The 14,127-nt window shown below is 72.6% G+C and carries 10 protein-coding genes and 1 pseudogene; 4 read left to right on the top strand and 7 right to left on the bottom strand.

Features of this window, described 5'->3' with window-relative positions; translation table 11 throughout:
* Together ACFVVA_RS09365 and ACFVVA_RS09360 are read left to right on the top strand one after the other, a co-directional pair.
* Positions 1–168, top strand: a pseudogene (locus tag ACFVVA_RS09365) (ABC transporter ATP-binding protein); the annotation flags it as partial.
* A 59-nt stretch (positions 169–227) separates the two neighbouring features.
* Complete coding sequence (locus tag ACFVVA_RS09360; RefSeq protein ID WP_387687385.1) at positions 228–2,789, top strand: ABC transporter permease; 2,562 nt, start codon at positions 228–230, stop codon at positions 2,787–2,789.
* Positions 2,790–2,909: 120 nt separating this feature from the next.
* Here the strand turns inward: ACFVVA_RS09360 and ACFVVA_RS09355 are convergent, their stop codons facing one another.
* The 5 genes from ACFVVA_RS09355 to ACFVVA_RS09335 form a co-directional block, all read right to left on the bottom strand.
* Positions 2,910–3,518, bottom strand: coding sequence for a DUF4232 domain-containing protein (locus ACFVVA_RS09355; RefSeq protein WP_387687383.1), 609 nt, complete (start codon positions 3,516–3,518; stop codon positions 2,910–2,912).
* Positions 3,519–3,745: 227 nt separating this feature from the next.
* Positions 3,746–4,594 carry an iron uptake transporter permease EfeU gene (gene efeU / locus ACFVVA_RS09350; protein WP_387687381.1) on the bottom strand — a complete coding sequence of 283 codons (849 nt, stop codon included), beginning with the start codon at positions 4,592–4,594 and terminating at the stop codon, positions 3,746–3,748.
* A gap of 45 nt (positions 4,595–4,639) precedes the next feature.
* Positions 4,640–5,941 carry an iron uptake transporter deferrochelatase/peroxidase subunit gene (efeB, locus tag ACFVVA_RS09345; protein WP_387687379.1) on the bottom strand — a complete coding sequence of 434 codons (1,302 nt, stop codon included), beginning with the start codon at positions 5,939–5,941 and terminating at the stop codon, positions 4,640–4,642.
* Between the two features lie 112 nt (positions 5,942–6,053).
* Positions 6,054–7,202, bottom strand: a complete 1,149-nt coding sequence (gene efeO, locus ACFVVA_RS09340; protein WP_387687377.1) for an iron uptake system protein EfeO — start codon at positions 7,200–7,202, stop codon at positions 6,054–6,056.
* A gap of 129 nt (positions 7,203–7,331) precedes the next feature.
* A complete protein-coding gene (locus tag ACFVVA_RS09335; protein WP_380549262.1) occupies positions 7,332–8,156 on the bottom strand; it encodes an ABC transporter ATP-binding protein in 825 nt (274 codons plus the stop codon).
* Positions 8,157–8,361: 205 nt separating this feature from the next.
* Here ACFVVA_RS09335 and ACFVVA_RS09330 point away from each other — a divergent pair, with 205 nt between their 5' ends.
* Positions 8,362–10,554, top strand: coding sequence for an amino acid adenylation domain-containing protein (locus tag ACFVVA_RS09330; protein ID WP_387687374.1), 2,193 nt, complete (start codon positions 8,362–8,364; stop codon positions 10,552–10,554).
* A gap of 12 nt (positions 10,555–10,566) precedes the next feature.
* Here the strand turns inward: ACFVVA_RS09330 and ACFVVA_RS09325 are convergent, their stop codons facing one another.
* Together ACFVVA_RS09325 and ACFVVA_RS09320 are read right to left on the bottom strand one after the other, a co-directional pair.
* A complete protein-coding gene (locus tag ACFVVA_RS09325) occupies positions 10,567–11,895 on the bottom strand; it encodes a hypothetical protein (protein ID WP_387687372.1) in 1,329 nt (442 codons plus the stop codon).
* Between the two features lie 75 nt (positions 11,896–11,970).
* The gene (locus tag ACFVVA_RS09320; protein ID WP_387687370.1) at positions 11,971–12,372 is read right to left on the bottom strand and encodes a GNAT family N-acetyltransferase; all 402 of its coding nucleotides are present in this window, start codon (positions 12,370–12,372) and stop codon (positions 11,971–11,973) included.
* A 159-nt stretch (positions 12,373–12,531) separates the two neighbouring features.
* On the opposite strand from ACFVVA_RS09320, the gene ACFVVA_RS09315 reads away from it, so the two are divergent.
* Positions 12,532–14,127, top strand: coding sequence for a M4 family metallopeptidase (locus ACFVVA_RS09315; RefSeq protein ID WP_387687368.1), 1,596 nt, complete (start codon positions 12,532–12,534; stop codon positions 14,125–14,127).

Here is a 14,127-nt window from a genome sequence, read left to right as displayed (position 1 = left end):
CTCGGCCAGACCGTCGTCATGGTCACCCACGACCCGGTCGCCGCCTCCTACGCCGACCGCGTCGTCTTCCTCGCCGACGGCCGCATCGTCGACGAACTCCACCACCCCACCGCCGACACCGTCCTGGACCGCATGCGCCGCTTCGACGCCAAGGGCCGCACCAGCTAGAGGCCCCGGCCCCCGAAACGCCACCCGTCCCCGAGTACCCCCAGGACTGACGCCTCCCCATGTTCCGCACCGCACTGCGCAATGTGCTCGCCCACAAGGGCCGGCTGCTGATGACGGTACTGGCCGTCATGCTCGGCACCGCCTTCGTGTCCGGCACGCTGGTCTTCTCCGACACCTTCGGCAACGCGCTGAGGACCCAGAACTCCAAGAGCTACACCGACGTCGCCGTCACGGTCAGCGACCGCGAGGCCCGCAACCTCAGCGACGACGACGGCGGCCGGATCGCCGGCCCGACCCTCACGGAGGAGACCCGTACCAAGGTCGCCGCGGTGCCCGGCGCCGCCGAGGTCCGCGGCGTGGTCAGCGGCTTCGCCGGCATCGCCGACACCAAGGGCGCGCTGATCGGCAACGGCTTCTCCACCACCGGCACCAACTACGTGCCGGGCGCCGACGGCACCGACCCGCGCTACCCGCTGGTCGAGGGCCGCGGCCCGAAGGACGCCACCGAGATCGCGCTGGACCGCAAGACCGCCGACAAGGGCGGCTACAAGGTCGGCGACACCGTCCGGGTCGCGGTCAACGGCCCGGTGATGAAGCTCAAGCTCACCGGCACCCTGACCACCAACGACCCGCGCGTGGTGGCCGGCGGCTCGCTCGCCGCCTTCGACACCGCCACCGCCCAGCAGCTCTACCTGACCCCGGGCCGCTACGCCGAGCTGGACGTCAAGGCCAAGCCGGGCACCGACGACGCCGCGCTGCTCACCGCCGTCAAGCAGGCCGTCCCGCAGGGCGACTTCATCGAGGCGAAGACCGGCCGTGAACTCGCCGCCGAGCAGGACGAGATGATCAGGAAGGGCACCACCGTCCTGACCACCGTCCTCATGGGCTTCGCGGGCATCGCGCTGTTCGTCGGGATCTTCATCATCGCCAACACCTTCACCATGCTGGTCGCCCAGCGCACCAAGGAACTGGCGCTGCTGCGCGCCGTCGGCGCCACCCGCCGCCAGATCACCCGCTCGGTGCTGATCGAGGCCGTGCTGGTCGGTCTGACCGCCGCGGTGACCGGTCTGCTGGCGGGCATCGGCATCGCCGCCGGGCTCAAGTCGCTGCTCAACGGCCCGATGGACGCCAACCTTCCGGACGGCCCGCTGATCATCGCCCCGACCACGGTGGTCGCCGCGCTCGCGGTCGGCGTGCTGGTGACGGTGCTGGCCGCCTGGCTGCCGGCCCGCCGGGCCTCCCGGATCGCCCCGGTGGCGGCGATGAGCTCGGCCGAGCAGCCCGCCACCCAGAAGGGCCTGCGGATCCGCAACGCCATCGGCCTGCTGTTCTCGCTGGCCGGCCTCGCCACGCTGGCCGGCGGTGTGGCCGGCAAGGAGGTCAAGCTGGTCGGCCTCGGCGCCGGCGCGCTGCTGATCGGCGTGTTCGTACTGACCCCGCTGCTGTCCCGGCCGCTGATCGCGCTGTTCGCCCCGCTGCTGCGCGCCGTGTACGGCGCACCGGGCAAGCTGGCCCAGGAGAACGCGGTCCGCAACCCGCGCCGCACCGCCGCCACGGCCTCCGCGCTGACCATCGGCGTCACCCTGATCACCTCGCTGACCGTGATCGGCGCCTCGGTGAACCAGGCGGTGGACAAGGCCGCGGAGAGCGACCTCAAGGCCGACTACACGGTCGCGATGCAGAACTTCTCGAAGCTCTCCCCCGAGGTCGCCGCCCAGATCGCCAAGGCGCCCGGCGTCGGCGTGATCAGCACCGAGCGCGGCGTGACCGTCAAGACCGGGCAGAACGGGGAGGACAGCGAGTGGATGACCGCGGTGGACGCCGCGACCATCGACCAGCTGGCCACCGTCAAGGTCAAGGAGGGCTCCGCGGACGCCCTCAAGCAGGGCAAGCTGCTGGTCAGTTCGGGCCGGGCCGAGCACGCCGGCTACAAGGTCGGCGACGCCCTCGCCGTCACCTACCCGGACGGCGCCAAGGGCTCGCTGACCGTCGGCGGCATCCTGGAGGCCAACACCGCGCTGGCCTCGGTCGTCGTCCCGGAGGCCGTGGTCGGCCCGCACCTGGCGCCCGGCACCGGCCTGGAGAAGGTCCTGGTCAAGGGCACGAACGGCGCGACCGAGGAGCTGAAGCAGGCGCTGCGCGACGCGACCGGCGGCAACCCGCTGATCGCGGTCAAGGGCGCGAAGGAGATCAAGGCGGAGAACCGCCAGATGATCACCGGAATCCTGAACATGATGTACGGCCTGCTCGGCATGTCCGTGGTCATCGCGGTGCTCGGCGTGGTCAACACCATGGCGATGTCGGTGTTCGAGCGCCGCCGGGAGATCGGCATGCTGCGGGCGATCGGCCTGGACCGGCTCGGCATCCGCCGGATGGTCCGGCTGGAGTCGCTGCTGATCGCGCTGTTCGGCGGGCTGGTGGGTGTCGGCCTCGGCATCCTGGTCGCCTGGGCGGGCGTGCGCACGCTGGCGGACAGCCTCAAGGACATCACCACCGTCGTCCCGCCGGTGCAGACCGTCGGCTTCCTGCTCGCGGCCGCCGTGATCGGTCTGCTGGCCGCGCTCTGGCCGGCCCACCGGGCGGCCAGGCTGGACATCCTGGACTCGATCAAGAGCCAGTAGCGGTCCGGAGGTACGGAAGCCCGGAGCCCCCGGGGCGGTTCTCGTCGAACCGCCCCGGGGGCTCCGGTGCGTCGTCGGGCGACTGTCGTCGGCCGAGCGGCGTCAGGTGGACGGCACGCGTCAGAACAGGACCTTCTCGTTGTTCGGCTGCAGCGTGCCGGTGGTCACCCCGGCGGCCGAGACCAGCAGCTGGCCGGCCGGCTTGCCGTCGGTGCCGAGCACCTCGGCGGTGACCGGCGTGGTCTCGTCCGGCGCGGTGATCTGGAGGCCGGTGAGCGCGTGGCAGGTCGCGTCCGACTTGTCGCAGGCAGTCCACTTGAGGCCCGCATAGCCGGACTTGTTGGGCTTCAGGGTGACCAGCACCGCCGGCCCGGGGTGGGCCTCGCGGTTGGCCGACAGCGCGTCCGCGCTGTTGTCGGCCTTCAGGCCGCCGAAGCCCGGGTACCCGTACAGGGTGCAGTTGTGGTCGCTCTTGTTCTTGATCGTCAGCATGGCCGAGCCCGCGCCCTTGAGCTGCACGGTGGCGGTGATCTCGTCGCTCTTGCACCGCGAACCGGCCGCCTGGCCGGCCATCGGGTCGCCGGGGACGGTCGCCCCGGCGGCGCTCGCCTTCGGATCGCCCGGCTTGTCGTCGGTGTACTTCACGTCGTCGCACGCGGTCAGCAGGACGGTCGCCGCGAGGGCGGCGACACCGGCGGCGACTAACCTGGCAGGCCTGCGAACGGTCATGGTCCCCCCAAGGGTGAGTAATGGCATGGGTCTGTCACCCTAAGTACGAAGGCCGTGGCAGAACGGTTCCATTGAGGCTGCAGTTTGTCAGAGCTGACCGTTTTCTTCCTTTTCCTGACCGGATTCGGCCGCTGCTGGCGCGAACCGGCGCAGCCCACACGACACCGCCCCGCCCGGCGGATGCCGGACGGGGCGGTACGGGGCGCTACGAGTGGAGGAGGACCGGATCAGGCGGCCGGCTTCGCGGCCACCGGCCGGGCGGGCTTCCCGCTCTTCCCGCCGCCGAGGACGTTGAAGAACACGGCCAGGGTCGGGACCAGGTAGAGCAGCCAGACCACCAGCTGGAGCACCGTCGGGTCCGGCTGGAAGTTGAAGACGCCCTTCAGCAGGGTGCCGTACCAGCTGTCCTTGGGAATGGTGCTGGAGATGTCGAAGGCCGTGCTCTGCAGACCGGGCAGCCAGCCGGCCTCCTGGAGGTCGTGCACACCGTAGGCGAGGACGCCGGCCGCGACCACGACCAGCATCGCGCCGGTCCAGGTGAAGAACTTGGCCAGGTTGATCTTCAGCGCGCCCCGGTAGAACAGCCAGCCGAGCAGCACCGAGGTGAGCAGGCCGAGCGCGGCGCCGATCAGCGGGTTCCAGCCGTCGCCGGTGGCCTGGACCGCGGTCCAGATGAACAGCGAGGTCTCCAGGCCCTCGCGGCCGACGGCCAGGAAGGCGGTGACCACCAGGGCCGTGGTGCCCATCGCGATCGCCGCGTCCAGCTTGCCGTGCAGCTCGGTCTTCAGGTGCCGGGCGGTGCGCCGCATCCAGAACACCATCCAGGTCACCAGGCCGACCGAGATGATCGACAGCGAGCCGCCGAGCGCCTCCTGGGCCTCGAAGGTGAGCTGCGAGGAGCCGAACTGCAGCAGCGCGCCGAAGGCCATGGAGAGCGCCACGGCCGAGCCGACGCCGATCCACACCGGCGGCAGCCGGTCCTTGCGGCCGGTCTTGACCAGGTAGGCGATCAGGATGCAGACGACCAGGCTGGCTTCGAGGCCTTCGCGCAGGCCGATCAGGTAGTTGCCGAACACGCGGGCTCCTGGGGGGTGTAGAGGGGGTACCGGGGGCGGGTGAGGTCAGCCGAGCAGGGCCTGACCCCACCACTCCCCCGGCTTGCGCACGCCCGCCGGGCAGGCGAAGTGGGCGGAGCCGACGTGCTGGATGTACTCGTTGAGCTTGTCGCTCGCCGCGAGGCGGGTCTGCAGCGGAACGAAGGCCTTGCGGGTGTCGCGCTGGTAGGCGAGGAAGAACAGCCCGGCGTCCAGGCGGCCGAGGCCGTCGGTGCCGTCGGTGAAGGAGAAGCCGCGGCGCAGGATCATCAGGCCGTCGTTGGCGTCCGGGTGGGCGAGCGCGACGTGCGAGGTCGCGGGCATCGCCTTGAGGTCCGGCGCGTCGTGCTCCTTGCCCTTGCCGTACGGGGCGCCCTCGCCCTTGGTGCGGCCGAAGGTGTCCTCCTGGTCCTTGAGCGAGGCGCGGTCCCAGGTCTCGATGTGCATCCGGATCCGCCGGGCGACCAGGTAGGAGCCGCCGGTCATCCACTCCGGGCCGTCGCCGGGCGCGGCCCAGACGTGGTCGGCCAGCTTCCCGGTGTCGGTGCCCGCGATGTTGTGGGTGCCGTCCTTGAACCCCATCAGGTTGCGCGGGGTCTGCTCGTCCGGGGTGGTCGAGGAGGTCTTGCCGAAGCCCAGCTGCGACCAGCGGATGTTGACGGTGCCCATGCCGATCCGGGCCAGGTTGCGGATCGCGTGCACGGCGACCTGCGGGTCGTCGGCGCAGGCCTGGACGCAGAGGTCGCCGCCGCTGCGGGCCGGGTCGAGCTTGTCGCCCTTGAAGTTCGGCAGGTCGATCAGGGCCTCGGGGCGCTTGGCCAGGAGGCCGAAGCGGTCCACGCCGTCCTTCTCGAACAGGCTCGGGCCGAAGCCGATGGTCAGGGTGAGCCGGGAGGCGGGCAGGCCGAGGGCCTCGCCGGTGTCGTCCGGCGGCGCCTCCGGCGAGCCGGGCACCGCGCCGGTGCCGACCTCGCGGCCGCCGGTCATCGCGGCGGCCGCCTTGGTCCACTCCTTGAGCAGCTTGACCAGGGACTCGCGGGTGGCCTTCTCGGAGACGTCGAAGGCCGCGAAGTGCAGCCGGTCCTGGACCGGGGTGGAGATGCCCGCCTGGTGCTCGCCGTAGAACGGCAGCTCGGCGCCGACCGGGGCGGCGACCGGGACGGCGTCGTCCTGCCGGGTGGCGGCCGCCACCGAGCCGACGGCGGCGGCGCCGAGCGCGACGCCCGCGCCGGCCCAGCCGATGACGGCGCGTCGGCTGACCGCGCTCCTGGTGCCGGCGGCGTCGGCGGTGGCCGGCGTCCCGTTCTGCTGCTCGTTCTCCGCGTCCATCGGCGGGCGGGCCCTTCTACTGTGCTGGACTGTGCGCTGACCCGCGGCGGCCGTGGGGCCCGGATCACGGGCCGCCACGGCGTCGGCGGGGTACTTCGGGTGGGGTGGCCGGTTACTTGACGACCACGGCGGCGGCCAGCTTCGACAGCGGCTCGCCCAGCGAGTTGACCGCGTCGGAGAAGGCCTTGCGCTCGGTCTCGGTGACCTTGTCGTAGGAGGTGAAGGTGCCGTCGGCCTGCTTGTACTTGGCCAGCAGGGCGTTGATGGCGGCGAACTCGGAGTCCAGCGTCTTCGCGAGCTCCGCGTCCTTCTCGGAGGCGACCGGCTTCAGCAGCTCGTAGGCCTTCTGCGCGCCCTCGACGTTGGCCTGGAAGTCGGCCAGGTCGGTGTGGCTGTAGCGGTCCTCCTCACCGGTGATCTTGTTGGTGGCGACCTCGTCCAGCAGCTCCTTGGCACCGTTGGCCATGCTGGTCGCGGTGATCTCGGCCTCGGGGATCTTCTTCTGCCAGTCCTTGAGGTCGGCGACCAGCTGGTCGGCGAGCTTCTTCTCGTCGTCGCCGATCTTCGCGTCGGCCCAGAGCGACTTCTCCAGCTTGTGCCAGCCGGTCCACTCCTGGCCCTGCTCCAGCTTGTCCTCGCGGGTGTCGGTCTTCGGGTCGACGTCGCCGAAGCTCTCGGCGACCGGCTCGGTCCGCTCCCAGCCGGTGCGCGAGGGCGCGTACAGCGACTTGGCCTTCTCCAGGTCGCCGGACTTGATCGCGGCGGCGAAGGCCTCGACGGCCGGGATGGTGGCGTCGGCCTGCTCCTGGGCGTAGGTGCGGTAGGCGGTGACGGCGGCGGCCAGGCGCGGGTCGGCCGGCGCGGCGCTGCCGCCCGCGCCGGTGACGGTGATCTTCTGGCGGATGCCGTCGCCGACCATGCCGGGCTTGCAGGCGATCTCGTACGAGCCGGCCTTGATCTCGGCGTTGATGCTGGCCTTGGTGCCGGGGCCGATGTTCTCGCGCTCGGTGACGATCTTGTCGCCGTCGCCGTAGACGTAGACCTCGGTGGTCTTGGAGCCCTTGTTGCTGATGTCCAGCACGACGTGGCCGGCCGGGAAGGTCGTCTTGGAGACCTCGCAGGCGGTGTCGGTCGCGTTCACCGTGACCGCGCCGGAGGAGGCCGCCTTGTCGTCCTTCTTGGACGCGCAGCCGGCCAGGGTTGCGGTCGCCACGGCGAGGGTGAGCAGCGCGGCTGCGGTGGAACGGCGACGGGCGGACATGCGGGCTCCAACGGAAAAGGGCATGGGTGTGCCATGGCAGTGCGGGCGACTGGGGGCCAGCCGACCATCATTAGCTAAGGCATACCTTACGTAAAGACGATTTTTCGTCTACACCCACCCCCTGAACCGTTACCTTCCCGGTGTCCGGCGGGCGGCCGCCCGGGCCGTCCAGCGGCCCTCGTGACGGCTGATCCTGATCGGGTGCCCGAAGGTCTCGCTGATCAGCTCCGTCGTCATCACCTCCGCCACCGGCCCGGCCGCGACGCACTCGCCGCCGCGCAGCAGCAGGGCATGGGTGGTGCTCTCCGGCAGCTCCTCCAGGTGGTGGGTGACCAGCACGCTGGCCAGCTCCGGATGCTGGTGGCGCAGCAGGTCCAGGCTGTCCAGCAGCAGTTCGCGGGCGGTCAGGTCCAGCCCGGTGGCGGGCTCGTCGAGCAGCAGCAGCCGGGGGCTGGGCATCAGCGCACGGGCGATCAGCGCCCGGCCGCGCTCGCCCTGGGACAGCGTGGTCCACGCGGCGTCGGCCATCGCGCGCATCCCGAGCGTGTCGATCAGCCGCTCGGCCCGCTCCAGCGCCTCCGGGGCCGGCTTGCGGTGGAACTCCGGCTCGATGGTGTTGGTGTGCCCGGTGAGCACCACCTCGCGCACGGTCAGCGGCGAACGCAGCGGGTGGCGCGGGTTGACGTGCCCGAGGTGGGCCCGCAGCTCGCGCACGTCCACCCGGCCGAGCCGGCGCCCGAGCACGTCCACCTCGCCGCGGGTGGGGTGGGAGACCGCGCCGAGCAGCGCGAGCAGGGTGGACTTGCCCGCGCCGTTCGGACCGAGCAGCGCCCAGTGCTCGCCCGGCCGGATCTCCAGGGTGATCCCGCGCAGCAGGTGGCGGCCGTCGCGCACGACGTCCACGTCCCGGGTGCGCAGCAGCGGCCCGGCGAAGTCGGGGGCGGATGAATTCATGGGACTCCGATCGCGGCGCCGGGCAGGGTGCGGGCGGGGCGCCGCACCGGACGGGCCGGCGCCGTCCGTCCGCGTGCAGAGTACAACCGTCGGCCGCGGACGGGCCCGGACGTCCGAGGGGTGGACGCGCCAGAACCCTGTTGCCCGGAGGGAGTTGGGAGGAGGATCGTGCCTCCGAGGGGAAGCGGGGACGAGGGGGACGAGGATGACCGGGGAGCGGGTCGACACCCTGCACGCGCTGGTCGAACGGCAGGCCCGGCTGGCGCCGGAGGCCGTGGCCGTGCGCTGCGGCGGGCGGGAGCTGAGCTACGGGGAACTGGACGCGCGGGCCGGGCGGCTGGCCGCGGTGCTGGCGGAACGGGGCCTGGCCCCGGGCGGCCGGGCGGCGGTCGCGCTCGGCCGGGGCACCGAGGTGTACGTGGCGCTGCTGGCCGTGCTGAAGGCGGGCGCGGCCTTCGTGCCGCTGGAACCGACCGCGCCGGACGCACTGTTGCGGCACGTGCTCGCGGACGCCGCACCGGACCTGGTGGTCACCGAGGAGTGCCACCGGGTACGGCTGGCGGACGCGGGCAGGGCCCGGCTGGTCTGCGTCGACACGGAGACACCCACGACGGAGACAACCACGACGGAGACAACCACGAAGGCGCCGTTCGCGCCGCCCGAGACCGGCCCCGGGGACCTCGCCTGCGTCTTCTACACCTCCGGTTCCACCGGCCTGCCCGCCGGCGCGCTGGTCGAGCACCGCAACCTGCTGGCCGCGTACGAGGGCTGGCGCGAGGTGTACGGGCTGACCGCCGACGACCGGATCCTGCAGACGGCGAGCCTGGAGTTCGACGTCTTCACCGCCGACTGGGTGCGTGCGCTCTGCACCGGCGCCACCCTGGTGGTCACCCCGTTCAACCTCACCCTGGACCGCGCCGCCGACCTCGGGGCGCTGCCCGCCCTGGTGGCCGCGGAGCGGATCACCGTCCTGGAGCTGAACGTCCGCACCGCGCGCCGGCTGACCGCCCTGCTGGCCGAGGCCGGCGGCGCGGGGGCCGGCGCGGGCCTGCCCGGGGTACGGCTGCTCACCGTCGGCGCCGAGAAGTGGTACCTGGACGAGCAGCTGGGCCTGCAACGCCTGCTCGGCGCGGCCACCCGGGTGCTGAACGTCTACGGGCTGGCCGAGGCCACCGTGGACAGCACCTACTTCGACGCGCAGGGCACCGCCGCCGCCGAGGGCGCCGAACGGGTCTCGCTGGTCGGCAGGCCCTTTCCCGGCAGCCGGGTGTACGTGCTCGGCCCGAACGGTACCCCCGCCAAGCAGGGGATGACGGGCGAGATCGCGATCGCCGGCGCCGGCCTGACCCGCGGCTACCTCAACCGGCCCACGGACACCGCCCGTCGCTTCATCCGGGCGGACTTCGACCCGGACGGCCGGGTGCTGCTGACCGGCGACCTCGGGGTGCTGCGGGCGGACGGCGTACTGGAGTTCACCGCCCGGGCCGCGACCGTGATCGGACCGCTCGGCACGAGACGGCCGACAAGCGTGCTGGCGCGGGTCCGGGCGGCGGTCCGCGCGGAGGGCGTGCTGCGCGGGCACCCGGCGGTACGGGAGGCGGCCGTCGTCGAGGTGGAGACGGTACCGGGGAAACCGCAGCTGGTCGGCTACGCGGTGACCGAGCCGGGTACGGACGGCGCTGACGGCTGGTCGCTCTCCCAGTACCTGAGGACCGCGCTCAGGGGCCAGTCGGTGCCCGCCGCCGTCATCCCGGTTCCCGAGCTGCCGCGCACCCGGGCCGGCAAGCTGAACCGCGCGGCCCTGCCGCTGCCGGCCCCGCCGGGACACGCCGCCCGGCACTCCGTCAAGGCCGGTGGCGGCCGGAGCGGCGGCAAGACCGGGGGCGGCGGCCGGAGCGGCGGCAAGGCGGGCGGCGGTTCCGGGAACTCGGACTTCGGGAGCGGCTGCGGCGCGGTGTTCTGCGTGCTGATCTTCGCCGCGGGCGCGTGGGCGATGACCGATGTGCTCTTCCCCGGCTCGACCGATCTCACCGGCGTCCCCTCCCCGTACAGCGGCTGGTTCCGGCTGCTCTACCTGTGCGAGAACCTGGCGTTCGGCGCCGGGCTCGTCTGGTTCGGTGCCGGCTTCGAGGCCGTCCTGCGGCAGGGCAGGCCGGTCCGGCTCTCGGCGCTGGCCCACCTGGCGATCACCTGGCTGCTGGTCAACTGGTGGCCGCAGGACAACCTGTACCGGCTCACCAAGGCCACGGACTGGCTGCGCGAGACCGTGATGGTGTTCACGTTCAACGTCTCGCTGATGCTCGCGGCGCTGGTGCTGATCCGGTTCATGCTCTGGCAGCCTCCGGCCGGAGGGGGCGAGAAGCCCGGAGGGGCCGACAGGAAGGGCCGGCATCTCTGAGCCCCTCGACCGTCACCTGAGCGCCTCGAACATCCCTGTCAGCCCCCGGTTCGCGGCCTCGACCAGCGCCTCGGCCGCGTCCAGCGCCTCGGCGTCCGGCCCGGCGAGGGCCAGGCCGACGACGGGCTCCGGGTCGTGGCAGGCGGTCGGGATCAGCGGCAGCAGGGTGACGCCGAGCCGGGCGCAGCGCGGACGCAGCCGTTCCAGGTGGTCGTGCAGCGCGGCCGGGGCGAGCCGGGCGCCGAGCGGCATCCCGTCCAGGGTGCGCACCAGGTGGCCGGGGCCGCGCACCCGGTCGAGGCGGGCGGCCAGCACGAAGGCGACGGCCGGGCCGGTGAGCCGCAGGTTGATCTCGGTGGGGGCGAGCCGGCGCTCCCGGTCGGTGACGAAGTCGACGTCGTACCAGCCTCGGTAGCCCTCGGCGGCCAGCCGCTCCCCCACCGCCAGGGCGAACCGGCGGGCGGTGTCGGCGGCGGCGCGCGGCACCGCGCCGGGACCGACAGTGACGCCCTGGTAGCGGGTGCCGGCCACGTCCATGGCCCCGGCGCCGACCGGGTGGACGGTACCGTCCGGCCCGACCAGGGCGTCGTACGTGAGGTCGCGCAGCCGGGCCGCCGGGCCCGGGTCCACGTACTCCTCCAGCAGCAACTCACCCTCGGGCGGCAGGATCTCGGTCCGCACCAGGTGCCGCAGCAGCGCCCTGCCGCCGCCCGCCGCGAACAGCTCGGCGGGCTCGACCACCACGGTGCCGTAGCCGCCGACGCCGTACGGGCTCTTCAGTACGGTGGTCTGTCCCCGGACGGCGCGGGCGGTGAGCCGACGGGCGGCCCGGCGGCGGCCGGCCGGGCGCTCCTGGTCCGGGACCACGATCCCCGGGTGCCCGGGGGCGAGGGCGGTGAACAGCTCGTGGGCGGCGGCCTTGGACTCGTAGCGGCGCACGGCGGCCAGCTCGGGGCCCTCGCCCTGCGCGGCGTTCCGCCCCCAACTCACCACCGGGCGGCCGGAGTCGGCGATCCGGGCGGCCAGCGCGGGGCGGCCGGCGAGCGCCTCGGCCACCGTCCGCTCCGGCGCCACACCGCTGTGCACCTCGACCGGGCCCCAGGCCAACTCCCGGGCCAGCCAGTCGGTCCACTCGGGGGCGACCTCGGCGGGCAGGACCAGCAGGGCCGGTTCGGGGCTGTAACAGACGGCCAGGCAGGCGTAGTGGTGCGCCTGCCGCAGCCGGCGCAGGCGCTGGGCCTCGTCCATGCCGGGTGCGAAGAACTGCGCGTTGAAGTCCGCCACGTCGCCCACGTGGACCGCCGCCCGGCCACCGGTCCAGGCCCCCACCCATCCGTCCATGGGGCGGAAGCCTAGGCCCTGGGGTCGGAGCGCCGACAGCCCCGCGTCGGTGGGGCGCGGGCCCGGGCCCCGGGGTCAGAGCGCCAACAGCCCGGCGTCGGTGGGGCGCAAGCCGCAGGCGTCGAGGTAGAAGGGGCGCAGGTGGGGCTCGTAGTCGACGTGCAGCCAGGTACAGCCGGCCGCGCGGGCGCCGTCGGCGGCCTCGGCGACCAGCCGGGTGGCGACGCCCTGCCGCCGGGCGTCCGGGGCGACCACGGTGTCGAGCAGGAAGGCGTGGGCGCCGCCGTCCCAGGCCAGGTTGACGAAGCCGACCAGGGCGTCGCCGGTGGTGCGCCGGGCGGTGACCCAGCCGAGGCTGTGCCGTTCCAGCCGGCCGATCCGGTCGCCCGGTTCCCCGGGGTGGCCGAAGCCTTCGGCGTGCAGGGTGTCGAGTTCGGGGTCGGTGAGCGGGCCGCGCCACAGGTAGTCGATCGTCACGACGGCACTGTAGAGCCATTGTTAAGTTCTGATCATTTTTTATCGACGAAGGACACGACTTGGCAAAGTTATGACCTTCCCTCTAGCTGAATCTGACTGACCCCGGTCAATCTCTGACGCAGCTCCTTTCCCTGCACAGCTACCCCCACTGGAGTCAGAGTGACCCCCACGCCTTCCTCCCGCCGTGCCCGCGTGGCCGGAGCCGTCGCGGTCGTCGCCGCCCTCGCCGGCGCCACCGTCCCGGCCGCCACGGCCTCCGCCGCCACCGCCCCGCGCGAGGCCGCGATATCCCAGGCCCGCGCCAACGTCACCCACAACGCGGCGGTGTTCGGCTTCGGCACCGGCCAGGACCTCGTGCTCAAGGACGTCGTGCTGGACGCCGACGGCGCCTCGCACGTCCGCTTCGACCGCACCTTCCAGGGCCTGCCGGTGGTCGGCGGCGACCTGGTCGTCCACCAGGACGCCAAGGGCAGGCTCAAGGACTCCTCCCGCGCGGCCGCCCACGACGCCGCCGTGAAGTCGACCGTCCCGAAGGTGACCGCGCAGTCCGGCGCGGCCGGCGCACTCGCTGCCGCCCCGGGCGTCCAGGACGCCGTCAGCACCCCCGAGCTGGTCGTCTGGGCCGCCGACGGCACGCCCCGGCTGGCCTGGCGCACCACCGTCGCGGGCACCGGCGCGCACGGCGAGCCGGCCGGCAAGATCGTCGTCACCGACGCCACCACCGGCGAGCAGATCGAGTCCTACGACGCCGAGCACCAGGCGACCGGCACCGGGAACTCCGAGTACACCGGCAGGATCAGCATCGACACCACCGCCAAGACCGGCGGCGGCTACACCCTGACCGACCCGGTCCGCGGCCACGTCACCAAGGACGCCAACAACCTCTCCGCGAGCTCGCTCAAGGCCACCTCCGGCACCGCGTTCAACAGCACCACCAACGTCTGGGGCGACGGGAAGAAGTTCTCCACCGACCGCTCCACCGCCGCCGTCGACGCCCACGCCAACACCGCCTGGACGTACGACTACTACAAGAACGTCCACGGCCGCAGCGGCATCAAGAACGACGGCAAGGGCGCCACCGTCTTCGTCCACGTCGGCACCAACTGGGACAACGCCCAGTGGTCCGACAGCTGCTTCTGCATGATGACCGGCGACGGCAACGGCAGCAGCGACCCGGAGCAGGTCGACCTCGACACCATGGGCCACGAGATGACCCACGGCGTCACCAGCGCCACCGCCAACCTGCGTTACAGCGGCGAGTCCGGCGGCCTCAACGAGTCCACCAGCGACATCTTCGGCACCATGGTCGAGTGGTACGCCAACAACAGCGTCGACACCGGCGACTACCTGTTCAGCGACCAGTCCACCCCGCCGTGGCTGCGCCGCTTCGACAAGCCCTCGCTGGACGGCTCCTCGGCCGACTGCTGGAGCAGCAGCGTCGGCAAGCTCGACGTGCACTACTCCTCGGGCGTCGGCAACCACTGGTTCTACCTGGCCAGCGAGGGCAGCGGCAGCAAGACCATCAACGGCGTCACCTACAACAGCGCGACCTGCAACGGCTCCGCGGTGACCGGCATCGGCCACGACAAGATCGCCAAGATCTGGTACCGCGCGCTGACCGTCTACATGACCTCCACCACCAACTACAAGGGCGCCCGCGCCGCCTCCCTGAACGCGGCCCGCGACCTGTACGGCGCCTCCAGCACCGAGTACAACGCGGTCGCGGCGGCCTGGAGCGGGGTCAACGTCAGCTGA

This window comes from Kitasatospora sp. NPDC058048 (assembly GCF_042885555.1).
GTDB classification, from domain to species: Bacteria; Actinomycetota; Actinomycetes; order Streptomycetales; family Streptomycetaceae; genus Kitasatospora; species Kitasatospora lactacystinica.
Note: the sequence above shows the minus strand (reverse complement) of the source record. Positions and strands in the feature narration are given on the sequence as shown.